Annotated in this window: 23 protein-coding genes and 1 pseudogene; 23 read left to right on the top strand and 1 reads right to left on the bottom strand. The window is 55.7% G+C overall.

Annotated features, from left to right (window positions below; genetic code table 11):
- Positions 1-85: 85 nt before the first annotated feature.
- From ACR0KC_RS05625 to ACR0KC_RS05555, 15 genes and pseudogenes are all read left to right on the top strand, one after another.
- Positions 86-1,087, top strand: a complete 1,002-nt coding sequence (locus ACR0KC_RS05625; RefSeq protein ID WP_480705347.1) for a Gfo/Idh/MocA family protein — start codon at positions 86-88, stop codon at positions 1,085-1,087.
- On the top strand, positions 1,087-2,658 hold the full coding sequence (locus ACR0KC_RS05620; RefSeq protein WP_480771581.1) for an acyl CoA:acetate/3-ketoacid CoA transferase: 1,572 nt from the start codon (positions 1,087-1,089) through the stop codon (positions 2,656-2,658). The genes ACR0KC_RS05625 and ACR0KC_RS05620 overlap by 1 nt, the downstream gene beginning before the upstream one ends.
- Positions 2,655-3,422, top strand: coding sequence for an enoyl-CoA hydratase/isomerase family protein (locus ACR0KC_RS05615; protein WP_480705343.1), 768 nt, complete (start codon positions 2,655-2,657; stop codon positions 3,420-3,422). The genes ACR0KC_RS05620 and ACR0KC_RS05615 overlap by 4 nt, the downstream gene beginning before the upstream one ends.
- Before the next feature lie 4 nt (positions 3,423-3,426).
- Entirely contained in the window at positions 3,427-4,950 is a 1,524-nt protein-coding gene (locus ACR0KC_RS05610; RefSeq protein ID WP_480705341.1) for an aldehyde dehydrogenase family protein, read from the top strand.
- 56 nt (positions 4,951-5,006) lie between these two features.
- Complete coding sequence (locus ACR0KC_RS05605) at positions 5,007-6,257, top strand: ABC transporter substrate-binding protein (protein ID WP_480705339.1); 1,251 nt, start codon at positions 5,007-5,009, stop codon at positions 6,255-6,257.
- Between the two features lie 101 nt (positions 6,258-6,358).
- Positions 6,359-7,252, top strand: a complete 894-nt coding sequence (locus ACR0KC_RS05600) for a carbohydrate ABC transporter permease (RefSeq protein ID WP_170376146.1) — start codon at positions 6,359-6,361, stop codon at positions 7,250-7,252.
- Positions 7,252-8,133, top strand: a complete 882-nt coding sequence (locus ACR0KC_RS05595; protein WP_068340098.1) for a carbohydrate ABC transporter permease — start codon at positions 7,252-7,254, stop codon at positions 8,131-8,133. The genes ACR0KC_RS05600 and ACR0KC_RS05595 overlap by 1 nt, the downstream gene beginning before the upstream one ends.
- A 6-nt stretch (positions 8,134-8,139) precedes the next feature.
- Positions 8,140-9,252, top strand: coding sequence for a sn-glycerol-3-phosphate ABC transporter ATP-binding protein UgpC (locus tag ACR0KC_RS05590; protein ID WP_170626379.1), 1,113 nt, complete (start codon positions 8,140-8,142; stop codon positions 9,250-9,252).
- A complete protein-coding gene (locus ACR0KC_RS05585; RefSeq protein ID WP_480705337.1) occupies positions 9,249-10,739 on the top strand; it encodes a GMC oxidoreductase in 1,491 nt (496 codons plus the stop codon). The genes ACR0KC_RS05590 and ACR0KC_RS05585 overlap by 4 nt, the downstream gene beginning before the upstream one ends.
- Positions 10,736-11,494: a 3-ketoacyl-ACP reductase gene (locus tag ACR0KC_RS05580; RefSeq protein WP_480705335.1), complete on the top strand. Its 759-nt coding sequence runs from the start codon at positions 10,736-10,738 to the stop codon at positions 11,492-11,494. Before ACR0KC_RS05585 ends, ACR0KC_RS05580 begins: the two co-directional genes overlap by 4 nt.
- A 16-nt stretch (positions 11,495-11,510) precedes the next feature.
- Positions 11,511-13,097 (top strand): GMC family oxidoreductase, encoded by a 1,587-nt coding sequence (locus tag ACR0KC_RS05575; protein WP_480771580.1) that lies wholly within the window; start codon positions 11,511-11,513, stop codon positions 13,095-13,097.
- 2 nt (positions 13,098-13,099) lie between these two features.
- The gene (locus ACR0KC_RS05570; RefSeq protein WP_480705332.1) at positions 13,100-13,408 is read left to right on the top strand and encodes a Dabb family protein; all 309 of its coding nucleotides are present in this window, start codon (positions 13,100-13,102) and stop codon (positions 13,406-13,408) included.
- Between the two features lie 4 nt (positions 13,409-13,412).
- The gene (locus ACR0KC_RS05565; RefSeq protein WP_480705330.1) at positions 13,413-14,582 is read left to right on the top strand and encodes a dihydrodipicolinate synthase family protein; all 1,170 of its coding nucleotides are present in this window, start codon (positions 13,413-13,415) and stop codon (positions 14,580-14,582) included.
- Between the two features lie 5 nt (positions 14,583-14,587).
- The gene (locus tag ACR0KC_RS05560; RefSeq protein ID WP_480705329.1) at positions 14,588-15,595 is read left to right on the top strand and encodes a LacI family DNA-binding transcriptional regulator; all 1,008 of its coding nucleotides are present in this window, start codon (positions 14,588-14,590) and stop codon (positions 15,593-15,595) included.
- Between the two features lie 306 nt (positions 15,596-15,901).
- Positions 15,902-16,609 (top strand): annotated as a pseudogene (locus ACR0KC_RS05555) (IS6 family transposase).
- Between the two features lie 598 nt (positions 16,610-17,207).
- Here ACR0KC_RS05555 and ACR0KC_RS05550 read toward each other — a convergent pair.
- Complete coding sequence (locus tag ACR0KC_RS05550) at positions 17,208-17,327, bottom strand: GntR family transcriptional regulator (protein WP_480705752.1); 120 nt, start codon at positions 17,325-17,327, stop codon at positions 17,208-17,210.
- Positions 17,328-17,436: 109 nt separating this feature from the next.
- Between ACR0KC_RS05550 and ACR0KC_RS05545 the strand changes: the two genes are divergently transcribed.
- The 8 genes from ACR0KC_RS05545 to ACR0KC_RS05510 all read left to right on the top strand — a co-directional run bounded on the left by ACR0KC_RS05545 (position 17,437) and on the right by ACR0KC_RS05510 (position 25,438).
- Positions 17,437-18,444 carry a LacI family DNA-binding transcriptional regulator gene (locus ACR0KC_RS05545; RefSeq protein WP_170733481.1) on the top strand — a complete coding sequence of 336 codons (1,008 nt, stop codon included), beginning with the start codon at positions 17,437-17,439 and terminating at the stop codon, positions 18,442-18,444.
- A 114-nt stretch (positions 18,445-18,558) separates the two neighbouring features.
- Positions 18,559-19,866, top strand: a complete 1,308-nt coding sequence (locus ACR0KC_RS05540; protein WP_480705326.1) for an ABC transporter substrate-binding protein — start codon at positions 18,559-18,561, stop codon at positions 19,864-19,866.
- A gap of 120 nt (positions 19,867-19,986) precedes the next feature.
- On the top strand, positions 19,987-20,853 hold the full coding sequence (locus tag ACR0KC_RS05535) for a carbohydrate ABC transporter permease (RefSeq protein ID WP_170719459.1): 867 nt from the start codon (positions 19,987-19,989) through the stop codon (positions 20,851-20,853).
- A 10-nt stretch (positions 20,854-20,863) separates the two neighbouring features.
- Positions 20,864-21,694, top strand: a complete 831-nt coding sequence (locus ACR0KC_RS05530; RefSeq protein ID WP_170585545.1) for a carbohydrate ABC transporter permease — start codon at positions 20,864-20,866, stop codon at positions 21,692-21,694.
- Between the two features lie 12 nt (positions 21,695-21,706).
- A complete protein-coding gene (locus tag ACR0KC_RS05525) occupies positions 21,707-22,711 on the top strand; it encodes an ABC transporter ATP-binding protein (protein WP_170719457.1) in 1,005 nt (334 codons plus the stop codon).
- Positions 22,708-23,481, top strand: a complete 774-nt coding sequence (locus ACR0KC_RS05520) for an L-iditol 2-dehydrogenase (protein WP_480705750.1) — start codon at positions 22,708-22,710, stop codon at positions 23,479-23,481. The genes ACR0KC_RS05525 and ACR0KC_RS05520 overlap by 4 nt, the downstream gene beginning before the upstream one ends.
- Positions 23,469-24,944, top strand: a complete 1,476-nt coding sequence (locus ACR0KC_RS05515; RefSeq protein WP_480771579.1) for a mannitol dehydrogenase family protein — start codon at positions 23,469-23,471, stop codon at positions 24,942-24,944. The genes ACR0KC_RS05520 and ACR0KC_RS05515 overlap by 13 nt, the downstream gene beginning before the upstream one ends.
- Positions 24,945-25,108: 164 nt before the next feature.
- Positions 25,109-25,438 (top strand): helix-turn-helix domain-containing protein, encoded by a 330-nt coding sequence (locus tag ACR0KC_RS05510; protein ID WP_480771578.1) that lies wholly within the window; start codon positions 25,109-25,111, stop codon positions 25,436-25,438.
- Positions 25,439-25,444 lie beyond the last annotated feature (6 nt).

Genomic DNA, 25,444 nt, shown 5'->3' with positions numbered 1-25,444 from the left:
TTAAGGCGCGCATAGAGTTTTTTCTTGCCAAATTTGGAACGTTCCACTAATTTTTTTGGAACGTTCCAATTTTTGGGGAGGTCAGATGAATTGGGTATTTGTCGGAGCGAGCACTATAGCTTCGCAATATATGTTGGACGCGGTGCGTCAGCAGGCAAGCAACGACGTGACCTGGGTCGTCAGCAATTCCCCTGACCGGGTGCAAACATGGGCTAAGGAGCACGGAATTCCCAATGCAACCACAGACCTGAACGCGGCGCTGTCTGACGACGGCGTGAAAGCCGTCTACATTTCCTCCACAAATGAGAAGCACCATGGTCAGGCGATGGCTGCCATCGCGGTTGGTAAGCATGTTCTATGTGAAAAGCCGCTCGGGATGACGCAAGCGGAAGCTGTCGAAATGGTGCGCGCAGCCGAAGCGGCTGGCGTGACTTTTGGTACAAATCACCACCTGCGATGCTCTGGCAGCCATCGTGCCATTCGTGATCTCATTGCAGACGGTCGCGTCGGCGACGTTCTTTCGCTGCGTATACATCACGCGGTACATTTGCCCGGGGACCTACAGGGGTGGCGCATTAACTCAGCAGGTGCCGGCGGCGGCGTGATCCCCGACATCGTCGTTCATGATGCGGATGTCACGCGGTTCCTGCTCAATGAGGACCCGATTTCCGTCGTCGCGCAAATGGCCAGCTCTGGGATGGGGCAGGGGGTCGAAGACTCGTGCATGTCCGTGTGGACGATGCCATCGGGGGCGATGGTCACGACGCACGAAAGCTTTACGCACCCCTTTGCCGGGTCGGGCCTGCAAGTGCACGGGACCAAGGGCTCGATTTTTGCGGATGGCGTCATGACGCAGCGCCCTGTTGGGGCAATAAAACTGGTGACTGAAGCCGGAAGCGAAGAGATTCCGTTTTCGGACCACTCTCTCTATGTTCAAGGCGTTTCGGAATTTGTCTCCGCAGCGGCGGGACAAGGCCGTCCTGCTGCCGACGGACCTGACGGAGTGAAATCGCTGTCAATCGCGCTGAGCGTTCGTGAGGCCGCAGCGTCGGGTGAACGTATCAACATAGATTATGGCGGTTTCTGATGACCAAGCTTGTTTCCGTTTCCGAGGCCGTTTCTCGTATCCCAGACAATGCGGTTGTCACCGTGTCGTCGTCCTCTGCGCTCGGGTGCCCTGACCTCGTGCTGAAGGCACTTGGAGAACGGTTTCGCTCTGAAGGGCATCCGCGCAACATTACAGCGCTGCACCCTATAGCCGCCGGTGATATGTATGGCGTGAAGGGCATGGATTATCTGGCGCAGGATGGATTGCTAAGCCGCGTTCTTGCCGGATCGTACCCGTCGGGCCCTTCCAGCCTTGAGATGCCGGAAATCTGGAAAATGATCGTCGAGGATCGGGTCGCCGCATATAACGTGCCGTCGGGAATTCTGTTCGACATGCATCGCGAGGCCGCAGCGCATCGGCCTGGTGTTCTGACGCAAGTCGGGCTTGAAACCTTCGTGGACCCTGTCCGCGAAGGATGCGCGATGAACGAGCGTGGTGCGGCGGCTCCAATCGTTAATCGAAAGGAATTCGACGGTCAGACTTGGTTGCACTTTCCAAATATCAACCCGAACGTTTGCGTTTTGCGCGCAACCACGGCGGATGAGTTTGGCAACCTGACTTATGAACATGAAGGTGCTTATCTGGGCGGATTGGAGCAAGCGATTTGCGTACGCAACCACGGTGGGCTCGTGATCGCACAGGTTCAACGTGTGACTGCTGCAGGTAGCTTGCGCCCCCATGACGTGCGCGTGCCGGGGCATCTGGTCGATCTGATCGTTGAAGACCCAGAGCAGATGCAAACGACAGAGACGACCTATGACCCGGCGATCTCTGGCCAGATTATGCGCCCTTGGGACAGTTTTTCGCGGGCCGAGCACGGTGTCGAGAAGGTCATCGCGCGACGGGCCGCCCAAGAACTGCGCAGCGGCATGAGCGCCAACTTGGGCTTTGGCATCAGCGCAATGGTTCCGCGTGTCTTGTTGGAGGAGGGCCATCCTCAGGCGGTGACATGGGCGATTGAACAGGGGGCCGTCGGTGGTGTCCCACTAACCGGCTTTGCCTTTGGGTGCGCATCCAACGCGCATGCCTATGTGCCGTCACCACAGCAATTCATCTATTTCCAGGGCGGCGGGTTCGATATGTCGTTCCTCTCGTTCCTCGAGGTCGATGTCGAAGGCAATGTGAACGTCTCCAAACTTGGGAAGAAGCCCTACCTGACTGCAGGGTGCGGCGGTTTTGTCGATATCACCGCGCGGGCCAAAAAGATCGTGTTCTCGGGCTGGTTCGAAGCTGGCGCAAAGATTGATCTGGCGGATGATGGTATCCGTGTGAATGCCCCCGGAAAATTCACCAAGATGGTGGATCAAGTCGAACATGTCACATTCTCGGGCCGCCGTGCCCGGGAAACCGGTCAGGATGTGCTCTATGTAACCGAGCGTTGTGTTATTCGCCTGACGGATCAGGGGCTAGTCGCGACAGAAATCATGCCCGGCATCGAGGCGCAGCGCGACATTGTCGAAGCTTCGGGCGGTCGCGTCAAAGTCGCGGAAAATGCGGCTCAGATGCCCAAGTCACTGTTCGCAGTCGGCCCGATGGGGATGACCCTGTGAGCAAGCTTGGGTTTCATATCGAGGGTGCAACCGCCGTCCTCACTTTGGACAACGTGTCCAAGCTCAATGCTCTGACCGTAGACATGCTGGACGCGCTGGAGGCTCGCTTGCAAGAGGTCGGGCGTGACGCGTCCATTCGTGCGCTTGTTCTGACCGGCGCAGGAGAAAAAGCGTTCTGTTGCGGAGCCGATATTGGAGCATGGGGTGGTCTGAGCCCCGCCGAGTTTGCACGTCACTGGGTCCGGGACGGGCATCGCATCTTTGACCGTCTGGCGCGGATCGGCAAACCAACGATTGCAGCGATCAACGGTCACGCCTTCGGCGGCGGGCTGGAGTTGGCCAGTTGCTGCGATTTGCGCCTGATGACCCCGCGGTCCACGCTGGCTTTGCCGGAAGCTCGGGTTGGGATCGTGCCGGGTTGGTCCGGGACGCAACGGTTAACCCGGCTGATCCCCGAGGCTGCGGTGAAGGAGATGGCACTCTTCGGGCGCCGTATTGGTGCCGACCGCGCGCTGGCTTTAGGCTATGCGACCGAGGTGACTGAAGATGTTCTGGCGCGCGCGCTTGAGATCACCACCGAACTTAGCGACCTTTCGCCTCGCGCCACCGAAATCTCAAAAAACATGATCCATGCAGCGGTTGGTGAAGACGCCCATGCCGCTGTCGAAGCCCTCGGCAGCGCAGCAATCGCCGCCTCGGCGGACCGCGAAGAAGGCGTTGCTGCGTTCATGGAAAAACGAAACCCCACATTTTCGGGCCTTTGACGATATGAAAGACATCACCATCAACCCAGCTATCCCGTTCGAGCTGCCGCCTCTGTTTGAAGGTCGGCACCTTATTGATGGCACGTGGCAGGACAGCACCTCGGGCGAGACGTTCGAGCGCTGCTCACCGTCGCACGGCCACATCGTTAGCCGGTCGGCCATGGGGGGAGAGGCTGAGACCGAGGCTGCGATCCAGGCGGCGCGCAAGGCGTTCGACAGCGGTGTCTGGAATCGCGCATCGGGCAAGGAACGCGCGGCGGTCCTGCTGAAAGTCGCGGACCTGATTGAACAGAATGTCGACCGGATCGCCCTGATCGAAACGCTGGAAAGCGGGAAGCCGATCAGCCAATCCAAGGGCGAGGTTGGCGGTGCTGCGGATCTGTGGCGCTACGCGGCATCATTGGCGCGCAGTACCCATGGCGACAGCCACAACACGCTTGGCGCTGACATGATGGGCGTCGTGCTGAAGGAACCCATCGGTGTCGTGTCCATCATTACGCCGTGGAACTTCCCCTTCTGGATTCTCAGTCAGAAGTTGCCCTTCGCGTTGGCGGCTGGTTGCACCGTTGTTGTGAAGCCGTCTGAGATGACACCGTCGACAACCTTGATGCTGGGCGAGTTGCTGGTCGAAGCTGGATTGCCCGCCGGTGTATGCAATATCGTTCTGGGCTACGGAGTTCCCGTTGGCAGTGTGATGTCGAGCCATGACAGCGTGGACATGATCAGCTTTACGGGCTCAACGGCTGTGGGCAAGACGATCAGCGCAGTAGCATCGGATACACTCAAGAAAGTCGCGCTTGAGCTAGGGGGCAAAAATCCGCAGGTCATTTTTCCCGATGCCGATCTGGATGCGGCGGCGGATGCCGTTGTGTTCGGCGTTTATTTCAATGTTGGTCAGTGCTGCAATTCAAGCAGTCGCATCATCGTGTATGAGGACATTGCCGATGAATTCCGCGAACGTGTCATCGCCCTTTCGCGCAAAGTCAAATTCGGCGATCCTCTGGACCCGACGACGCAGGTTGGGGCTATCGTAACGTCCGCGCACAACTCAAAAATCGACGCGTATGTTAAACAGGCGCAAGCTTCCGGTGCGACTATTGATCTGGGTGGTGAGCCGCTGGAAGTTGAAGGCCTCGGCGCTCAGTTCTATCAGCCGACGGTGATTTCCGACGTCTCGCCCGACATGCCCATTGCCCGCGATGAAGTATTCGGGCCTGTTCTGTCTGTTTTGACTTTCAAAACACTAGACGAAGCCATCGCGCTCACCAATGATAGCGCTTACGGTCTGTCGGCAGGGGTCTGGAGCGAAAACGTTCACACCTGCCTAGAGTTTGCCCGCCGAGCAGAAGCGGGAACGGTCTGGACCAATACCTGGATGGACGGGTTCCCCGAGGTCGCTTTCGGTGGGGTCAAACAATCCGGGCAGGGGCGGGAAATCGGACGATATGGGTTCGAGGAATTCTTCGAAGTGAAATCAGTGGTCATGCGCGTCGGCAACAGCCGGGCGCAATGGGTTCCGCACGACTAAGACCGGGCACCAGATTGGTCCCGAGTGAGAATAACGCATTAAGGGAGGAAACAAGAATGCGTAAATTTTTGAAGACAAAATCGCTGTTTGTGGCAGGTCTACTGTGCACGACCAGCCTTGCGCACGCTGAAGACGTGGAAGTTCTGCACTGGTGGACTTCTGGCGGTGAGGCTGCAGCATTGAACGTTCTCAAGGACGACCTGTCCGGACAGGGCATCGGCTGGACCGACATGCCTGTTGCAGGTGGCGGTGGTGAGCAGGCGATGACCGTTCTGCGCGCACGCGTCACCGCAGGAAACGCTCCAACAGCCGTTCAGGCTCTGGGCTTTGACATTCTGGACTGGGCCGATCAGGGCGCGCTGGCCGATCTGAACGAAGTGGCAGCCCAGGAAGGTTGGGATGACGTCGTCCCAGATGCGCTGAAAGCCTTCGCCAAGCATGACGGCAAATGGGTCTCGGCCCCTGTGAACGTGCATTCGACCAACTGGGTCTGGGCGAACAAGGCGGTGCTGGACGCCAACGGCATTGCACAGCCCACCAACTGGGACGAATTCGTCGCCGCAGTTGAGGCGTTGAAAGCTGCTGGTGTCACTCCGATCGCGCATGGTGGTCAGGCATGGCAGGACGCGACCGTGTTCGATGCTATCGCGATGTCGACGCTGGGGCCTGACGGCTACAAAGCGGCCTTCATCGACTTGGACGAGGAAACGCTGGGTGGCGACGCGATGAAAGAAGCATTCGACCGTATGGCCTTTATCCGCGACAACGTGGATGAGAACTTCTCGGGTCGAGACTGGAACCTGGCGACAGCGATGGTCATCAACGGCGAAGCGGGCTTCCAGATGATGGGTGATTGGGCCAAAGGCGAATTCCTGAACGCGGGCAAAGTGCCGGGCGAAGACTTTTTGTGCTTCCGCTTCCCGGGTACTCAGGATCAGGTCACCTTCAACGCTGACCAGTTCATGATGTTTGATCAGGGCGGTTCGGTATCGGCCGAGCAAGCCGCGCTGGCCAGCGCGATCCTGTCGCCATCCTTCCAGATTGCCTTTAACAAGGTGAAGGGCTCTGTCCCGGCTCGTACTGACGTGGATGGCAGCGATCTGGATGCGTGTGGTCAGCAGGGCATGAAAGATTTGGCCGCCGCGGCTTCGTCAGGCAACCTGTTCGGCTCGATGGCACACGGACATGCCGCGCCCGCGTCAGTCAAGAACGCCGTCTATGACGTGGTGACCGCCCACTTTAACGGCGAGTACGGCAGCGAAGATGCCGTGACCGAACTGGTTGACGCCGTTTCGATCGCCAAGTGATCCACAAGTGATCCTCCTGATGGGGCGGCGGTCTGGCCGCCCTGTCGCCAAACGGGCGCAAAAGCTCCGATCTAACACGACTCGAACGAGGAGGGCGCGCCATGGCTGCTTCAGCCGACGCGGATTTTAAGACACGCCTTCAGAACTGGATACCCAAGCTGGTCCTGTCACCGTCGCTGGCGATGATGCTGGTCTTTGTCTACGGGTTCATTCTGTTTTCGGTCTACCTGTCATTCACCGACAGTCGCATCCTGCCGTCCTTTGGATGGGTCGGATGGGAAAACTACGACAAACTGTGGCGGCTGAGCCATTGGGAAACCTCGTTGATCAATATGGGGATTTTCGCGAGCCTATACATCGTGATCTGCACCTGTATCGGCCTGGGTCTGGCGATCTTCCTTGATCAGAAAATCCGGGGGGAAGGGCTGCTGCGTCCCATCTACCTCTATCCGATGGCTCTGAGCTTCATTGTCACCGGTACAGCCTGGAAGTGGTTCCTTGACCCTGGCATCGGGTTGGAAAACGTTATGCACACATGGGGCTGGACCAGCTTCGAGTTCGACTGGATAAAAAACCGTGATTACGCCATCTACACAGTTGTTCTAGCAGCCGTCTGGCAGACGAGCGGCTTCGTGATGGCAATGTTTCTGGCTGGCCTGCGTGGGATCGACAATGAAATTCTGCGGGCTGCGCAGATGGACGGCGCGTCGAACTGGAACCTCTATCGCCGGATCATTATCCCGCAACTACGACCAGCCTTCTTGTCGGCCTTCGTGATCCTCAGCCATCTGGCGATCAAGACCTTTGACCTTGTCATCGCCCTGACCGGGGGTGGCCCCGGTCGCGCCACAGAACTACCCGCGACCTTCATGTATTCTTACACGTTCACGCGAAACCAGATGGGGATCGGTGCGGCCTCGGCCACGATCATGCTGATGACCATTGCCGCGATCATGATCCCGTATCTTTACGCCGAATTGCGGGAGAAACGCTGATGTCTCAAGCTACTCAGGATACCGCAATCCGAACGGGCCGCGTTACGCGCACGTTGATATATCTGGTGCTGCTTCTGTTCGGTCTGTTCTACCTGCTGCCGCTTTATGTCATGCTGGTGAACTCGGTGAAGCCATTGGAAGAGATCACCGGCGGCGGCATGATGAACCTGCCGCAGGTATTCACGATTGAGCCGTGGCTCAAGGCATGGTCTTCGGCGCAGATCGGCGTCGATCCGACAGGGCTGAAGCCCTACTTCTGGAACTCGATCAAGATGGTGGTTCCGGCGGTGATCGTCTCGACCATTCTTGGGGCGTTGAACGGCTATGTGCTGACCAAATGGCGCTTCAAGTACGACACCATCTTATTCGGTCTGATGCTGTTCGCCTGCTTCATCCCGTTCCAGATTGTTCTTATCCCGATGGCACGGATGTTGGGCATAATCGGGCTGGCAGGCACCACCTGGGGTCTTGCACTTGTCCACGTTGTCTACGGGATTGGCTTTACCACGCTGTACTTCCGCAACTACTACGCTGTGTTCCCGACCGAGCTGATCCGCGCGGCGCAGATTGATGGCGCCGGGTTCTTCCAGATTTTCTGGCGCATTCTTCTGCCCAGTTCCGGGCCGATCGCCGTGGTTTCGATCATCTGGCAGTTCACTAACATCTGGAATGACTTTCTGTTCGGCGCGTCCTTTGCCGATGCCAACAGCCAACCGATGACGGTGGCACTGAACAATCTGGTGCAGTCATCAACCGGTGTGAAGGAATACAACGTTCATTTTGCAGGCGCCATTCTGGCGGCCATGCCAACTCTGCTCGTCTACATCGTGGCCGGTCGATACTTCGTCCGCGGCCTGATGGCGGGTTCGGTGAAAGGATAAGACCTCATGGGTTTTCTAGACATAGACAACGCGACCAAATCCTACGGGGCGGTCGAGGTTCTGCACAAAGTCGACATCTCGGTGCAGGAAGGAGAGTTCCTGGTTCTGGTCGGCCCCTCGGGCTGTGGCAAATCCACTCTGCTGAACATGATCGCGGGGCTGGAAGAGATCACCAGCGGCGAAATCCGCATCAAGGATCAGGTGATGAACGGGGTGCACCCGTCCAACCGCAACATTGCCATGGTTTTCCAAAGCTATGCTTTGTATCCTAATATGACGGTCGGGCAGAACATCACTTTCGGTCTTGAGATGCATGGTGTGCCCAAGCCTGAACGCGACAAAGCGATGCAAGAAGTTGCCAAGCTCTTACAAATCGAGCAGTTGCTGGATCGTAAGCCCGGTCAGTTGTCGGGCGGTCAGCGCCAGCGGGTTGCAATGGGTCGCGCGTTAGTACGTAACCCTGATGTCTTTCTGTTCGATGAACCGCTCTCGAACCTCGATGCCAAGCTTCGCGTCGACATGCGAACCGAGATCAAGAAGCTGCATCAAAACCTCGGGACCACCATCGTCTATGTGACGCATGACCAGATCGAGGCGATGACGCTTTCAAGCCGGATCGCCGTGATGAACGGCGGTTATGTCCAACAGCTGGGTACGCCGCAGGAAATCTATGACACGCCTGCGAATATCTTCGTTGCAACATTCATGGGTTCGCCTGCGATGAACGTGGTACCGGCCAAGGTTACGGTTTTGAATGGCCACCCTCATGCAGAGGTCGCCGTTCATGACGGATCTATGGCGCAACTTCCGTTCAGCCAGGACAACTTGGCCGCATGGGATGGGCGCGAGATCTTGTTGGGAATCCGCCCAGAGACTATCACCGATATGGATGGCGCGGATCGAAAGTCGTCGAACATCGCGCAGATGGCCAACCGTATCGTGGTGACGGAGCCCGCTGGATCGGACACCTTCGTCTCGATGCAATTGGGCGGACGAGATGTGATCGCGCGTATGCGTTCGGATGCCGAAGTGGCACCGGGTCAGGATTTCAACTTTGCAGTGAACATGGAAAAGGCCGTGGCTTTTGATCCCGAAAGCGAGATGCGGATTCTTCCATGAATCGAGCTGACGTCATAATCATTGGGACGGGTATCGGGGGGGCAACGCTGGCTGCGGCGTTGGCTCCGTCCGGTCGTCGCATTCTGATCCTTGAACGAGGAAAGCGGTTGCAGCCCTCACCGCAAGATCGAGACCCAAAAGCGATCTTTGCCAATGGGCACTTTCGCCCCGATGAAACATGGCTAGATGGAGCAGGCAAACCTTTTAACCCCGGAAACTACTACTGCGTTGGTGGAAATTCTAAGTTCTACGGCGCAGCTTTGATACGCTATCGGAAAGAGGATTTTGAGCCGCGTCAGCATATTGGTGGCTACTCGCACGGCTGGCCCATGCCCTATGAAGAGCTGGAGGCGGATTACACCACCGCGGAACAGCTTTACGACGCACGTGGGACCACCAAAGAGGACCCCACCGAACCGCCGCACAGTAGGGGTTACCCGCACCCACCTGTGCCGGATGAGGTTGATATTGCAGACCTGAGGAACCGGCTAAGCCACGCAGGCCTGACGCCATCCTCAGTGCCTTTGGGTGTGGATATCGAAACCTGGTTGCGGGCTGGGCAAACAACTTGGGATGCGTTTCCCAATACATGCGGCGGCAAAATGGACGCCGAAACCTGTGCCCTCGCCGAGGCATTGAAGCATGGGAATGTCGAGCTGTTAACTGACGCGCGTGTCCGAAAATTGAAGGCTGATGCCGTTGGTCGTGTCACAAGTGTCGAAGTTGATGGCCACGGTACCCTGCGTGCGCCGGTCATCGTGCTTGCAGCAGGTGCGGTACAGTCCTCGGTACTATTGCTGCAGTCCGCGGACGACAATTGTCCAACCGGTCTTGCCAATCGGTCCGATCAGGTCGGACGGAACTTCATGAACCACAATTGTTCGGCGGTGTTGGCCCTTCATCCGCTGCGCCGAAACAGGGCGGTCTATCAAAAGACATTGATGTTCAACGACTATTACAACAGCGACGGACAGGGTGGCTTGCCTTTGGGCAACATTCAGATGTTGGGAAAGATCACTGGGCCGATCCTTGCGTCGCAAACCCATCTACCGGGTCCAATCGCAGCACTGATCGCAAATCGCAGTTTTGATTTCTATGTTATGTCCGAGGATCTGCCGAACCCAGAAAGCCGGGTGACGGTCGAAGGTGACCAGATCAAGCTGGATTGGAAACGCTCGAATTGGGCTGCGCACGAGGCCCTGGTTGCACGGCTAAAGGCGCATCTGAAGCAGGCCGGGTTTCCTGTTGTATTGTCGCGACCATTTGATCGGCGCACTCCGTCGCATCAATGCGGCACGGCGCGGATGGGTAATGACCCGGCAAGCAGTGTCGTCGACACGTTCTGCCGCAGCCACGACCACAAGAACCTGTTCATCGCCGACGCGTCAGTTCTTCCGACATCTGCGGCAGTGAATCCGGCTCTTACTATAGCCGCACTCGCACTCCGGGCAGGTCGTCACATTATTGAAACGGAGTTTGCCGCATGACCGGAACAGCATTGGTGACCGGAGGACAACAGGGCATTGGACTCGGGGTGGCGCGCGCCTTGATCGCCGCAGGGTACAAGGTCGCAATAGCCTCTCGCTCGGCGCCCTACAAACCGGTCGTTGAGGCGACTTTGGCAGAGCTTGGCCCAAGCGCAATTTATGTGCAGCACGACGTGTCCGACATTGATCACATTCCGGCGCTACTGGATCAAATCGAAGCCGATTTGGGCCCGATCACCGCGTTTATAAACAACGCAGGCGTAGGGGCGCCAGTGCGTGGTGACATGCTGGACCTGAAGCCCGAGAATTGGGATTTCGTGCAGAACATCAACCTGCGTGGCGCGTTTTTTCTGGCGCAAGAGGTGGCCCGGCGCATGTTGGAGCAGCCGCAAGATACCTATCGTTCGATCACCTTTGTCACCTCTGTCAGCGCGACAATGGTATCGATCGAACGCGCCGAGTACTGCGTGTCCAAGGCGGCCGCAGCTATGATGGCTCAGTTGTTCGCAGTACGCTTGGCCCCCGAAGGCATCGGTGTCTTTGAGCTGCGACCGGGCATCATCGCGACCGAGATGACGGCGGGCGTGCGCGACAAGTATACCGACCGTATCGAGGGCGGTCTTGTTCCCGCGGCACGCTGGGGTGAGCCCGAGGATATTGGGTCCGTTGTCGTCCCACTGGTTCAGGGGCACATGCACTTTGCGAACGGCGCCGCCATCCCGGTGGATGGCGGCTTGTCGATTTCACGTCTGTAAGTCAGGGCACACGAGAATGTCTGAAGGATATGATTTCATTATCATTGGTGGCGGCTCGGCAGGCTCGGTGATCGCTGCGCGTCTTTCCGAGGAACCGTCGACGCGTGTGCTATTGCTAGAGGCTGGCTCCACCGACCGTCACCCGTTCTTTCACCTGCCAGCCGGGTTCGCGAAGATGACCAAGGGTATCGGCAGCTGGGGCTGGTCCACGGTTCCGCAAAAGCACATGCAGAACAAGGTCTTCAACTACACCCAGGCCAAGGTGATCGGCGGAGGGTCTGCAATTAACGCGCAAATCTACACGCGGGGTGCAGCTCAGGACTACGATGACTGGAGACAGATGGGGTGCGAGGGGTGGAGTTATGCCGACGTGCTGCCCTATTTCAAAAAGTCCGAAGACAACGACACCTACGACGACGAATTTCACGGCAAGGGCGGACCGCTGGGCGTGTCCATGCCCGCAGCCCCTTTGCCAATCTGCGATGCCTACATCAAGGCCGCTGGGGAAGTGGGGATTCCTGAAACACGCGATGTGAATGGGGCCAAACAAGATGGAGCGGGGTACTATCAGCTGACCCAGCGCAATGCGCGACGATCCTCTGCTGCGATGGCGTTTATCACGCCGAACCGCAGCCGCCTGAACCTGACAGTGCGCACTGGCGCACAGGCCCGCCGCATTACGGTGGACAAGGGCAGGGCGACTGGTGTCGAGATGATGAACGGGGACAAGATCTCCGCCGCGAAAGAGGTCATTCTGTCCTCAGGTGCCATCGGTTCGCCGCGCTTGTTGCAACTGTCGGGAATTGGCCCGGCGGATCATTTGGACTGCCTTGGCATCGACGCAGTTTTTCATCAGCCGCAGGTGGGCGCAAATTTGCAGGACCATCTTGATTTGTATTCCATCTGCGAAGTGACCGGCCCGCACACCTACGACCGTTTTGCTAAGTTGCACCTTTCAGCTTTTGCAGGCCTGCAATACCTTTTCACCCGCAAGGGACCGGTCGCGTCCAGCCTGTTCGAAACGGGTGGGTTCTGGTACGCAGACCCGGATGCGCGTTCGCCGGACCTTCAGATGCATCTAGGGCTTGGTACCGGCATTGAGGCAGGGGTCGAGGCGATGCCCAACGGTGGGGTTACACTGAACGCCTGTTTTCTGCGACCCAGGTCACGCGGATCCGTCCGATTGCAAAGCTCGGACCCTGCGATGATGCCGCTGATTGATCCCAACTATCTGGCGGATCCCTACGATCGCGAGATGTCCATTCGGGGCCTGAAGCTGGTGCAGAACATCCTCGCTCAGGATGCGTTGAAGCCGTACATCTTGGCAGAACGTTTGCCGGGCCCGGACGTGCGGACCGAGCAGGAGTATTTCGATTATATCTGTGTACACTCCAAAACATCGCACCACTGCGCTGGTACCTGTCGGATGGGCAGCGATGCCGAAGCCGTTCTGGACCCGCGCCTGCGGTTCAATGGGATCGAAGGGCTTCGCGTCGCGGATGCGTCGATTATGCCAACAGTGAATTCATCGAACACCAATGCACCTACAATCATGATCGGGGAAAAAGCTTCCGACATGATCAAACAAGATCAGGGTTTCTAAAAATGATCCGCCATATCGTACTGACCAAATTCCGCGCCGACGTGACCGAGGAGACAATCGGAGCCATCTACAAAGGTCTCGAGGACGTGTCCAAGGCCCTTCCCGGGGCCAGCGGGTTTACCGGGGGCCGCAGTGAGAGCCCCGAGCAGATCGAACGCGGATACATGCATGGGTTCGTGATCGACTTCAACGATTGGGGCGTGCTGGAGGCCTATCAGAACAACGAAACGCACAAGGCGCTGGGCGCGCAACTGGTCGAGAACGCCTTGGGTGGCATCGACGGCATTCTGGTTCTGGATTTGGAGGTTTGAGACAATGAAATTGATTTTGCCAAATCCTGAGGGGCAGCTGGAACCCTATGCGCTGACCGGAACGCCGTTAGTGCCACGCAAGCCGCAGGTGCCTCTGACGCGCACGGCCTTTGCGGCGGCTCATGTGGTTTCAGACCCGCTGGCGGAACGTAATCCCTGGGATGGGCGTCCCGCAGTTGATTGGGAAGCGACCCTGCGATTTCGTCAGGGACTCTGGGATCAGGGGCTGGGTCTGGCCGAAGCCATGGATACCGCACAACGGGGTATGGGCGTCGATTGGGAGACCGCGCTGGAGCTGATCCAGCGCACAATGAAGGCTGCGCAGGCGCATCCGTTGTCGCCTCGGGTGGCTTGTGGGGCAGGGACTGATCACCTGCCTCTAAGCGCGTTGAACACAGCAGGTGAAATCCTGTCAGCCTACGAGCATCAGGCCGAGGCGATCGAAGCCGCCGGAGGGCAATTGATCCTCATGGCGTCACGCGCCTTCCCATCGATCAAGGCAGGTCCGGACACCTACCATGATGTATACCGCGCGCTGATCGATGGGGCTGCGGAGCCTGTAATCCTGCACTGGCTGGGCGATATGTTCGATCCTGCATTGACGGGCTATTGGGGTAGCACGGATATCGACGCGGCCAGCGACTTTGTACTGTCCCTGATCAACGAATATCCCGCCAAGGTTGATGGGATAAAAATATCCTTGCTGGATCAGCCACATGAAGAATACTTCCGCGCGCGGTTGCCGGACGGCGTGCGCCTCTACACTGGTGACGATTTCAACTATGCCGATCTTATTGCCGGGGATGGAGCGCATTTTTCCCACGCTCTGCTCGGCATTTTCGCTGCTATCGCCCCCGCCGCCAGCCAGGCGCTTGAGGCGTTGGCTATGGGCGACATGGATCGCTACAACGCGCTGTTCGCACCGACTATTCCCCTCAGTCGAGAGATTTTTAAGGCTCCGACGCGGTTCTACAAAGCCGGGATTGCCTATCTGGCATGGCTGAACGGAGCCCAGTCCCATTTCATCATGCCGAGTGGGTTCCAATCCAGCCGTGACATCTGCCACTACGCGCAAGTATTCAGATTGGCGGATCAGGCCGGTTTACTCTCAGACCCTGAACTGGCTAAAGCACGGATGACCACGCTTCTCAGCTTGCATGGAGTTGAACAATAGCCTGAATGCGAAGACCCACGATCATAGATGTCGCCAACTCGGCAGGCGTTTCCAAGTCGACGGTAAGCCTTGTGTTGCAGGGCAGTCCGCAGGTGAAGCCGGAGACACGCAAGCTCGTCCATACCGCGATGAAAGAGATCGGGTATGTCTATAACCGATCGGCGGCAAATCTGCGATCCACGGGAACGGCGCTAATAGGTTTGGTGATAAACGACCTGACCAACCCGTTTTTCACCGAGTTTGCGACTTCGTTGCAGATGGCGCTGGCGTCCCGAGGCTATGCGGTCGTATTGGCGAACACAAACGAAGACCCCGAACTTCAGGATCAAGTGGTGGGCGCGATGCTTGAGCACGGTGTTTCTGCTTTGATCCTATCGCCTGCTTATGGCGATGTCACAAACACCCTCTCCGCGGTAGAGCGAGCTGGCATTCCGTTGATGCAAGTCTTGCGACAGGTTGAAAGCGAAACAGGCAGATTTCCCTTTATCGCCCCTGATTACGCAGAGGGCGGACGCGCGGCAACGCAGTATCTGATCGAAACGGGCGCGCGGAACATCGCCTTTGTCGGTGGTCTGGATGGTGCCGAAGTCACTCAGGAAAGACTGTCCGGCTATATCAGTACGATGAAAGACAACCACTTGCAGCCTATTGTAAAAACAGGGGAATCCAGCCGATCATTTGGACATGAAACAACGGTCAACCTCTTCAAAGAGCATCCTGCGTGCGATGCCGCAGTCTGTTTCAATGATCTTGTTGCTTTTGGGATGATTAATGCCTGCCATGAAACTCAGGTAAAGATTGGCACGGAGTTTCAGATTGTCGGTTTCGACGACATCAAGGAAGCATCAGAATGTTGGCCAGCTTTGTCTACCGTACATTGCGGCGTCTCTGAGTTTGGAGAACAAGTTGCGGACACTGTTTTGCAGTGGTTGCAGGATGGTGCCACGCCAGCACAACCCACGCGGACTTCAACGCGCTTGGTATTGAGGCAAACTACAAAAGACACGGTGTAGCAAAAGACTATACCAGCCTTTGTCGAGAGGTCTTGTCAGAAGAGCTTTTGTTGAGCGGGACATAGCGGTCGCGTGCTTTTGCCATGACCAGACCTGCCTCTTTCAAAATCTTTGAAATTAGTCCCGTGATCATCCGCATTGCGGTGACGCTATACAATCGATTGCCGCTCTCGCTTCGAAATCTCGAAGATCTGCTGCAAAAGTTTGGCATCGAAGTGAGTTCCGAAACTTTCCACCAATGTGCTTATTGGTCTTGTCAGAAGAACTTTGATTGAGCGGGGTAGGGTTGTTGTGTAGCTTTTGCCCATGACCAGGCCTGCCTCATTCAAATACTCTAAAACCAGCCCCGAGATCATCCGCCTTGCGATGATGCTGAACATCCGTTTCCCGCTCTCGCTTCGGAATGTCGAAGACTTGTTGCACGAGCGAAGCATCGACGTGAGCCACGAAACCGTCCGATACTGGTGGAACAAGTTCGGCCCGATGTATGCATCAGAGATCCGAATATAACGGGTTCAGCAACTCCGTGCCTTTTCAAGATGGAAGTGGCACGTAGACGAAGTATTCGTGAAAGTGAACGGCAAACGCCACTACTTCTGGCGTGCCGTCGATCACTAAGGTGAAGTGCTTGAGGCCGTCGTCACCAAACGCCGAATCAAAGCTGCAGCACTGAAATTTCTCAAGAAATTGATGAAGCGGCACGGTTGCGCCGAAGAGATCGTCACAGATCGCTTCGCTTTCTACAAGGCTGCGCTCAAAGAAATGGGCGCGCTCAAAAAACAGCAGACGGGCAGGTGGCTCAATAAGCGCGTCGAGAATTCGCACCTGCCGTTTCGACGACGCGAACGCGCGATGCAGCGTTTCAGGCGCATGAGAAGTTTGCAGAAATTCGCCTCCATCCATTCCTACGTCTACAACCACTTCAACCAGGAAAGATCGCTTGCCAGCAGAGACACCTTCAAGCTGACACGCAGCGCTGCTCTCGCCGAGTGGCGTCGACTTTGTTCCGGATAGGTTCGCGGTTTCCGCGGCAAACTGAGACTGGTTCGAATTCGTCTGACAGCACCTCCAGAACTGGAAACCCTGATATAGGAGATCAGAAATGCTGAATTGTCAGTCCTCGATGCTTCGCGCGGCAGGCGCAGTAGCCCCTTAAAGCGGTCTGACAGATTACCGATCTAAAGGCCGCCTCGTGAGCGGCCTTTTTTGTGTTTTCTTCACGTGGCGGCTTTCCATCATTAATAGAGAGAACAATGCCAACCTTATCACTATACATCCCCTTCAAACGGTCGCGTGGCCTCTTGCTGCGGCTGGATGCTGTACTTGCCTTGCAATCCAGCAAAGAACGGCCTCTTCTGCGCAAGCTAGCTGAACTGCCGGATTACCATAGGGAGGACGTCGGCCTCCCGCCACAGATTGAACGCCCACCGCCTTCACACCATCGGGTTCCTTTCTGAACAGCAAATCAAGCAAGGGCAGCTTGCTGCCCTTGCGCTCAACTATGTCACAATGCCCGGTTTGCGAAATGAGGCTGTCTTTCCTATCGTGCAAGCTCGTCCGCACGCGAACCAAACCGTCCCTTCGCACCAACGATAACCAGTTGCCAATCGTTCTACACAGGCCAACGGCAAGTAAGTGCTTCGCGAATAGGGCTTGCGCCGGTGTCCAGAAGCCCGCGAAGCTGTTCAACTTTGAGTTTTTGTCTAGGAGGCAGCTCGCCGGTTAGGATCATTTCGCGTAACTTGACACCGCAGGTCATTCACTACTAAATTTGACAAAAGTTATCGCGCGATAGGTTGTAATTTGGTGTGAGGTAAAATTTGCAACGTAAAATCCGAAATATGGAAGAGTTTGCAGCTATCAGTGGGATTTCTCGACCTACCGTCTCGAAGTATTTCAACGATCCTGAAAGCGTGCGTGCTTCCACAAGAAAAAAGATCGAAGCAGCGCTGGAAGAGTATGATTATCATCCGAATGTTTTCGCGATGAACCAAAACAGACGCACCACCAAGAACATTGGCGTTATAGTACCTAACTTAGCTGACCCGTTCTTTTCCGAGATCGGCAGACGTGTGGAGCTTGCATGCATTGAGGCCGGTTACAGCCCGATTTTACTCAGTTCACACGGTAATCCCGAAATGGAGCGAGATAACCTTAACTCGCTTAAATCCTTGAAACCAGCGGGTGTATTATTGGCACCATTCGGCAGGCTGTCTGATACAGACGCCGTAAAGGCATTTGATGCGGATATTCCGGTCGTCTTGTTTGACGCCAATATGCATAATGTCGGACGGGCATTTGTTGGTACCGATCATTTTCAAAGTGTTGACTTGATGGTTGAGTACCTCTGCCGCAGTGGCGAGCCGCCTTGCTTTTTCGAAATGAAGAAACCTCTGAACCCGAACGCCAACAAACACCGACAAGCCTATATCGAAAGCATGGAGCGGCACGGTAAAACGCCGAGCATTTTTCGAGTAAACGGAGAAGGCTGGGACTTCGAGGAAATTGGAAAAGTTGAAGGGGGTCGGCTTTTATCCGAGGGAGCATTCAGCACTAACACGATCCTGTGCAGCAATGATCGCTTTGCAATTGGTCTTTTGTCAGCCGCCTATGGCCTTGGCTTTAAGGTTGGTCATGGTCACGAATGTAACCTCAGGATTGCAGGCCACGATGATCACCCTTTTTCCAGATTTACTTGCCCCCCTCTGACGACAATCGCGCAAGATTACGAAGCTATCGCGAATTGGTCGGTGTCCACCCTGTTTGCATTGTTCGAGACGGGAGAAGCCCCGACCGAAAGGCAGGAAAAACTGTTTGAGGGCCGTTTGATCATGCGGGAGTCGGCCTGAGGCATTATTGGTCGCGCAACCATCCAAAATTTTACGCGCGTAAATTTCTAATTGACTTCGCGTTGTGGTTTTGACTAAAGTCAAAGTCATCATCCAACGAGGAGGAGAATTAGGATGTCATTCAAACAAGCTCTATATGCGGCGACGGCAATGACACTCGTCACTGCAAGTGGCGCACTAGCAGAGAATCTTGTCATCGCCACCGTGAACAATGGCGACATGATTCGCATGCAGGGGTTGACTCAGGACTTCACTGATAAGACCGGCCACACGGTCGAGTGGGTCACATTGGAAGAAAACGTATTGCGCCAGCGTGTCACAACGGACATCGCCGCAAAGGGCGGTTCTTTCGACATCATGACCATTGGCATGTACGAAACACCGATTTGGGGCGCCAATGGATGGTTGGTATCGCTTGACGATCTTTCTGCTGAGTACGATGCGGATGATATTCTGCCAGCCATGCGAGCCGGTCTGAGCCACGACGGTACTCTCTATGCCGCGCCATTTTACGGCGAAAGCTCGATGATCATGTACCGGACTGACCTTATGGAGAAGGCCGGTCTGGAAATGCCTGAGGCGCCAACCTGGCAATTCATCCGCGAAGCTGCTGCAGCGATGACAGACCGTGACAATGACATCAACGGAATCTGCCTGCGCGGAAAAGCAGGCTGGGGTGAAGGCGGTGCCTTTATCACCGTAACCGGCAATTCCTTCGGTGCGCGCTGGTTTGACGAAGACTGGAATGCCCAGTTCGATCAGCCAGAGTGGAAAGAGGCGCTGACCTTCTTTGTCGACATGATGCAGGAATCCGGCCCAACCGGCTACGCGACCAACGGATTCAATGAAAACCTGAACCTGTTCCAGCAGGGCAAGTGTGGCATGTGGATTGACGCCACCGTCGCGGCTTCGTTTGTGACCAATCCTGATGACTCAACTGTTGCCGACAAGGTTGGTTTCGCGCTAGCACCGAACAGTGAAGGTGTCGACAAGAAAGCAAACTGGCTTTGGGCATGGGCGCTGGCAGTTCCCGCCGGAACGCAAAAGGAAACTGCAGCAAAAGCGTTCATCGAATGGGCAACGTCAAAAGACTATATTGAACTTGTCGCCGAAAACGAAGGTTGGGCGAACGTACCTCCGGGTGCGCGTACATCGCTTTATGAAAACCCCAACTATCAGGCGGTTCCCTTTGCCCAGAAGACGCTGGATTCAATTCTAGCTGCGGACCCGACAAACCCGACTGTGAAGCCGGTTCCGTATGTTGGCGTCCAGTTCGTGGCAATCCCGGAATTTGCGGGCATCGCGACGGAAGTGAGCCAGGAATTCTCTGCTGTCTATGCAGGTCAGCAGACCGTTGATGAGGCGCTTGCCAAAGCTCAGGCGCTGACAAACGACGCCATGGAAGCCGCTGGCTACCGCTAAGCGCTCCACCGGTCTCGGGCAACACTCTTCTCCCAAGTGTTTCCCGAGGCACCATAAATTTTCAATAACTATGCACTGTTTAAGATAGCCTCATGGCAATCAACAGAGGAGGTATGCCCGATGGCTACTAAACACTCCCGATCAGCGGCGCGGCTTATGATGGCCCCAGCAGTCATCTTGCTCCTCGGCTGGATGCTCGTGCCTCTGATCATGACGCTCATTTTCTCATTCAAGCAATACCTTCCACTGCGTGGCGGAGATCTTGGGTGGGTAGGCTTCGACAACTACGTTCGCTTTGTCAGCTCCAGCGCCTTCTGGCCGTCGGTGATCGCCACATTGACCATCGTTGGCGGTGTCCTTTTGATCACGGTAATCTTTGGCGTATTGCTGGCAATATTGCTGAACCAGCCGATGTGGGGCCAAGGTGTCGTCCGTATTCTGGTCATCGCTCCGTTCTTTGTAATGCCGACGGTTTCAGCCCTGGTATGGAAGAATATGTTCATGGATCCTGTGAACGGCCTGTTCGCGCATCTGTGGCGCTTTTTCGGAGCCGAACCAATCGCTTGGTTGTCAGAGGCTTCGCTACCTTCGATCGTCATGATCGTTTCCTGGCAATGGTTGCCGTTTGCCACATTGATCCTTTTGACAGCAATCCAATCTCTGGACGGAGAACAATTGGAAGCGGCCGAAATGGATGGTGCCCCGCCGCTTAAGCGGTTTGGCTACATCACTCTGCCGCATCTTAGCCGGGCAATTACGATCGTGGTTCTCATTCAGACGATTTTCCTGCTGGCAATCTTCGCAGAAATATTTGTCACGACCGGAGGTGCCTTTGGTACCCGCACACTGACCTACCTGATTTTCCAACGTGTTCTTGAAAGTCAGAATGTTGGCCTCGGTTCTGCTGGTGGTGTCTATGCAATCATTCTCGCCAATATCGTTGCGATCTTCCTGATGCGCATCGTTGGCAAGAACCTGGACGCGTGAGGAGGACAAAATGGCCCGCGCAGTAACTCAACAACGTAAGATCATCAACACAGCCGCCGCTTGGGGTGTTGGACTGCTGATCTTTTTCCCGATCCTCTGGACTGTCCTGACCAGCTTCAAAACCGAAGCCACCGCAATCGCAGACCCTCCGGTGTTCCTGGCATTTGACTGGACGCTTGAAAACTACTCTGCGGTGATGGAGCGGTCCAACTACGCCCGGTTCCTTTGGAACTCGATCATCATCGCTGGTGGCTCGACAATATTGGGTATCATCGTGGCAGTCCCCGCGGCGTGGTCGATGGCTTTTGTTCCATCCAATCGCACCAAGGACATCCTCCTCTGGATGCTGTCCACTAAAATGCTACCGGCGGTAGGTGTTCTGTACCCGATCTACCTGATCTGCATCAAACTTGGCATCCTCGACAGCCGAGGCGCGCTGGTCATCATCCTCATGCTGATGAACCTGCCGATCATCGTCTGGATGCTGTACACATACTTCAAGGAAATCCCTGGTGAGATCCTTGAAGCGGCCCGAATGGACGGTGCGACGTTGAAAGAGGAAATCCTTCACGTTCTCACGCCAATGGCAATTCCCGGCATAGCTTCAACCTTACTGCTGAACTTCATTCTGGCCTGGAACGAGGCGTTTTGGACACTGAACCTTACAGCAGCCAATGCGGCTCCGCTAACGGCCTTCATTGCTAGCTACTCCAGCCCCGAAGGCCTGTTCTTTGCCAAGCTTAGTGCAGCATCAACCATGGCCATTGCGCCAATCCTCATCCTTGGCTGGTTCAGCCAGAAACAACTTGTCAGCGGCCTGACCTTCGGCGCCGTCAAATAAGGAACTTGACCAATGGGACAAATAAAACTCAACCAAGTGACCAAAAGCTTCGGCGACGTTCAAGTCATTCCGCCTCTGGATCTGACAATTGGAGACGGCGAGTTCACGGTTTTTGTCGGGCCATCGGGCTGCGGTAAATCCACACTGTTGCGCCTGATCGCGGGACTCGAAGACATCACTACGGGCCACATAGAAATCGACGGCTCGGATGCGACTGACGTGCCCCCCGCAAAGCGCGGTTTGGCAATGGTCTTTCAGTCCTACGCCCTCTACCCGCATATGTCGGTGCGCAAAAACATCGCGTTCCCGATGAAAATGGCAGGGATCGATGAGGACGAGCAAAATCGCCGGATCGAAGGAGCCGCAAAGGCGCTGAATCTTACCGATTATCTGGATCGGCGTCCGGGGCAATTGTCAGGCGGGCAGCGTCAGCGTGTTGCAATCGGTCGCGCAATTGTACGGGAACCTGCAGCGTTTCTCTTCGATGAACCGCTGTCTAACCTCGACGCGGCCCTGCGGGTCGGAATGCGGCTTGAAATCAGTGAACTTCACGAACGGCTCAAAACGACGATGATCTACGTGACCCACGATCAGGTCGAAGCCATGACCATGGCGGACAAGATCGTTGTCCTGCGCGCCGGTGTGATCGAACAGGTGGGTTCACCGCTGGAGCTCTATCACAGCCCACGCAATGAATTTGTTGCAGGCTTCATCGGGTCTCCGAAAATGAATCTGATCAAGGGTGCTGAGGCCGAGAAGAGCGGCGCAGCCACAATTGGCATTCGCCCAGAGCACACCGATGTCAGCACAACCGACGGAATGTGGAAAGGCGTCGTTGGTGTGGCGGAGCACCTGGGATCGGACACCTTCATTCACGTCCATGACACGGGTCTTGCTGACATGGTCACCGTGCGGATTACAGGTGACATTCAGGCCAAGCATGGCGACACGATCTACCTGACACCGCAAATGGACAAGTTGCACAAGTTCGACGCTCAAGGTCTAAGGATCGAATAATGCAATTGGCTGGAAAAACAGCCCTGATCACAGGTGCCGCCCGAGGAATCGGGCGGGCCTTTGCCGAAGCTTATGTCAGTGAAGGCGCCCGAGTCGCCATCGCCGACATCAATATTGATGGCGCTCGCCAAAGCGCTGCCGCACTTGGAGAAAATGCAATCGCGGTGGCTATGGATGTGACCGACCAGGCCAGCATCGACAACGCTGTGGGCAATACAATAGCGGAGTTCGGGCATATAGACATTCTGGTCAACAACGCAGCACTTTTCACAGCAGCCCCGATTGTTGAAATCGAACGCGCCGACTATCAGCGCGCTTTTGACATCAATGTAGCGGGTACTCTCTTTACGACGCAGGCCGTAGCGCGGTGCATGATTGAGCGCGGGAAAGGTGGCAAGATCATCAACATGGCAAGTCAAGCCGGACGGCGCGGTGAGCCGTTGGTTGCAGTCTATTGCGCGACAAAAGCGGCGGTCATCAGCCTGACTCAGTCGGCGGGGCTGAACCTGATCAAGCACGGCATAAACGTGAACGCGATTTCTCCGGGTGTCGTCGACGGCGAGCACTGGGACGGCGTGGATGCGTTCTTTGCCAAGTATGAAGACAAGGCACCCGGACAAAAGAAACAGGAAGTTGATGCCGCCGTGCCCTACGGACGCATGGGCACACCGGACGATTTGACCGGAATGGCTGTTTTTCTGGCAGGTGATGCGGCGAACTACATCGTCGCACAAACTTATAACGTGGATGGTGGGCAATGGATGAGCTGATCTCCCTTTCGAATGCGACACTCGACCAGCTCACCGTCGAGCGCCCAAGATATGACCGTACCACCCTGAAACCAGGTATTATTCATGTGGGCGTCGGCAATTTCCACCGCGCGCATCAAGCATGGTACTTGCACCGATTAATGCAGCAAGGAAAAGCTGAAGATTGGGCCATCATCGGCGCGGGCGTACGACCCTATGATGCGACTATGCGGGAGAAACTGCTTGCACAGGATTGCCTCACGACCCTGATCGAGCTCGATCCTGAAAAAATCTCAGCTGAAGTCATAGGCTCGATGATCAACTACCTGCCTATTGAAGACGGCAACGGAGCGCTAATTCGCACGATGTCGAATCCGGCCATTCGCATCGTTTCTATGACTGTAACCGAAAGTGGCTACTACGTTGATCCAGTCACGAACGGGTTTGACGCCAACCACCCTGACGTTCAGCACGACGCCCAAAATCCTTTGGCGCCCCGAACAGTCTTTGGTGCCATAGTGGCCGCCCTTCGCGTGAGACGAGACGCAGGGCATGCGCCCTTCACCGGGCTAAGTTGCGACAATCTGCAAAGCAACGGTGACGTCCTTAGGCAAACCGTTGTTTCGATGGCTCGCATGTCCGACCCTGAACTGGCCGATTGGATTGACACCAACGCCACATTTCCGAATTCGATGGTGGATTGCATCGCCCCTTCGACCGGTCCAAGCGAACTTGCACTTGCCATAGATTTTGGCATTGACGATGCTGCTGTGGTCACGCACGAAGCGTATCGCCAATGGGTGATTGAAGACAATTTCTGCGCTGGGCGTCCGGACTGGGGTGAGGTTGGCGCAATCTTCACTGACGACGTTCATGCGTTTGAAGCTATGAAAATTCGAGTCCTCAATGCCGGGCATCAGGTGCTCGCAAATGTGGGTGAGATATTAGGGCTCCAGACGATTTCCGAATGCATGAGACACCCGGTTGTTTCGCAGTTTTTTGGTAAAGTTCAGAGAATAGAGATTGCGCCAACGGTTTCATCGGTTTCCGGAAAAAGTCCGGAAGAGTATGTAGGCCTCGTTGAAAGCAGGTTTTCAAATCCAAGGATTGTGGACACGACCAGACGCGTGGCTTTCGACGGTTCAGCGCGCCATACAGGTTTCGTTTTGCCGATATTGCGAGACCAGTTGAAGGCTGGGCGTTCCGTTACCGGTTTAGCGCTCGTCGAGGCGCTATGGGCACGTATGTGCGCAGGCACACGCGAAGATGGTAGTGTGATCGAGGCGAATGATCCGATTTGGGATAGACTGAGTGAGGCAGCCCTTGCCGCCAAGTCAAACCCGGCGGTCTGGCTTGAACAAAGTCGGATTTACGGTGACTTGAAGGACGCCAAACCGTTTTCCAGTTCGTTTTCCAAGTGGCTCGACTTAGTTTGGCAGAATGGTTGCGAAGCTGCTCTTATCGCGTACGTTGATGAGGCTTGAGGCAAATCTGTGGGTGATGTCACTCGTGCTTTTGGTAGGAAACACTGGTTGACCGATCAGGAGTGTAAATCGCGTAGATCGCGGATGTGTTGGACCCGTTATGAAGAAAGTCAGATAGGGCAGGCTTGCTCATCTGTGATCCCCCAAAGATTCTGGAGAAAAACGTGAAACCAGAACAGCTTAGAATGGCCCGCAACGCGCCTGGATTGTCTATGAAGGGATTTGCCGATTTGTCGCGGGTTTCTCATATGACCGTACACCGGTTTGAAGCCGGAAAAAGCGGCGTGAAGCACGCTATTATCGAAGCGATGCGCACAACTCTTGAAGCCGAAGGTGTTCAATTCCTCAATTATGGAAGTGTGTCTGACGGCATAGGCGTCGCAATCAAACCAACCCGACCAAAACTATTGGCCCTGTTTAATCATGCACTCACAAATCCTCAGACATCTCAACTATTCGCTCGGCAAAGACGCAGTACATGCGTCGACCTATGATTGGCG

It is taken from the genome of Ruegeria sp. CF3 (genome assembly GCF_056537365.1).
This window is presented reverse-complemented; position numbering and strand designations above follow the sequence as displayed.

Coding starts and splice junctions, on each gene's coding strand:
- ACR0KC_RS05605 (WP_480705339.1), top strand. CDS start 5,007: ATGCGTAAATTTTTGAAGACAAAATCGCTGTTTGTGGCAGGTCTACTG.
- ACR0KC_RS05625 (WP_480705347.1), top strand. CDS start 86: ATGAATTGGGTATTTGTCGGAGCGAGCACTATAGCTTCGCAATATATG.
- ACR0KC_RS05580 (WP_480705335.1), top strand. CDS start 10,736: ATGACCGGAACAGCATTGGTGACCGGAGGACAACAGGGCATTGGACTC.
- ACR0KC_RS05515 (WP_480771579.1), top strand. CDS start 23,469: ATGGATGAGCTGATCTCCCTTTCGAATGCGACACTCGACCAGCTCACC.
- ACR0KC_RS05540 (WP_480705326.1), top strand. CDS start 18,559: ATGTCATTCAAACAAGCTCTATATGCGGCGACGGCAATGACACTCGTC.
- ACR0KC_RS05545 (WP_170733481.1), top strand. CDS start 17,437: ATGGAAGAGTTTGCAGCTATCAGTGGGATTTCTCGACCTACCGTCTCG.
- ACR0KC_RS05585 (WP_480705337.1), top strand. CDS start 9,249: ATGAATCGAGCTGACGTCATAATCATTGGGACGGGTATCGGGGGGGCA.
- ACR0KC_RS05575 (WP_480771580.1), top strand. CDS start 11,511: ATGTCTGAAGGATATGATTTCATTATCATTGGTGGCGGCTCGGCAGGC.
- ACR0KC_RS05535 (WP_170719459.1), top strand. CDS start 19,987: ATGGCTACTAAACACTCCCGATCAGCGGCGCGGCTTATGATGGCCCCA.
- ACR0KC_RS05530 (WP_170585545.1), top strand. CDS start 20,864: ATGGCCCGCGCAGTAACTCAACAACGTAAGATCATCAACACAGCCGCC.
- ACR0KC_RS05620 (WP_480771581.1), top strand. CDS start 1,087: ATGACCAAGCTTGTTTCCGTTTCCGAGGCCGTTTCTCGTATCCCAGAC.
- ACR0KC_RS05590 (WP_170626379.1), top strand. CDS start 8,140: ATGGGTTTTCTAGACATAGACAACGCGACCAAATCCTACGGGGCGGTC.
- ACR0KC_RS05550 (WP_480705752.1), bottom strand. CDS start 17,327: ATGATCCTAACCGGCGAGCTGCCTCCTAGACAAAAACTCAAAGTTGAA.
- ACR0KC_RS05565 (WP_480705330.1), top strand. CDS start 13,413: ATGAAATTGATTTTGCCAAATCCTGAGGGGCAGCTGGAACCCTATGCG.
- ACR0KC_RS05570 (WP_480705332.1), top strand. CDS start 13,100: ATGATCCGCCATATCGTACTGACCAAATTCCGCGCCGACGTGACCGAG.
- ACR0KC_RS05525 (WP_170719457.1), top strand. CDS start 21,707: ATGGGACAAATAAAACTCAACCAAGTGACCAAAAGCTTCGGCGACGTT.
- ACR0KC_RS05610 (WP_480705341.1), top strand. CDS start 3,427: ATGAAAGACATCACCATCAACCCAGCTATCCCGTTCGAGCTGCCGCCT.
- ACR0KC_RS05600 (WP_170376146.1), top strand. CDS start 6,359: ATGGCTGCTTCAGCCGACGCGGATTTTAAGACACGCCTTCAGAACTGG.
- ACR0KC_RS05595 (WP_068340098.1), top strand. CDS start 7,252: ATGTCTCAAGCTACTCAGGATACCGCAATCCGAACGGGCCGCGTTACG.
- ACR0KC_RS05560 (WP_480705329.1), top strand. CDS start 14,588: ATGCGAAGACCCACGATCATAGATGTCGCCAACTCGGCAGGCGTTTCC.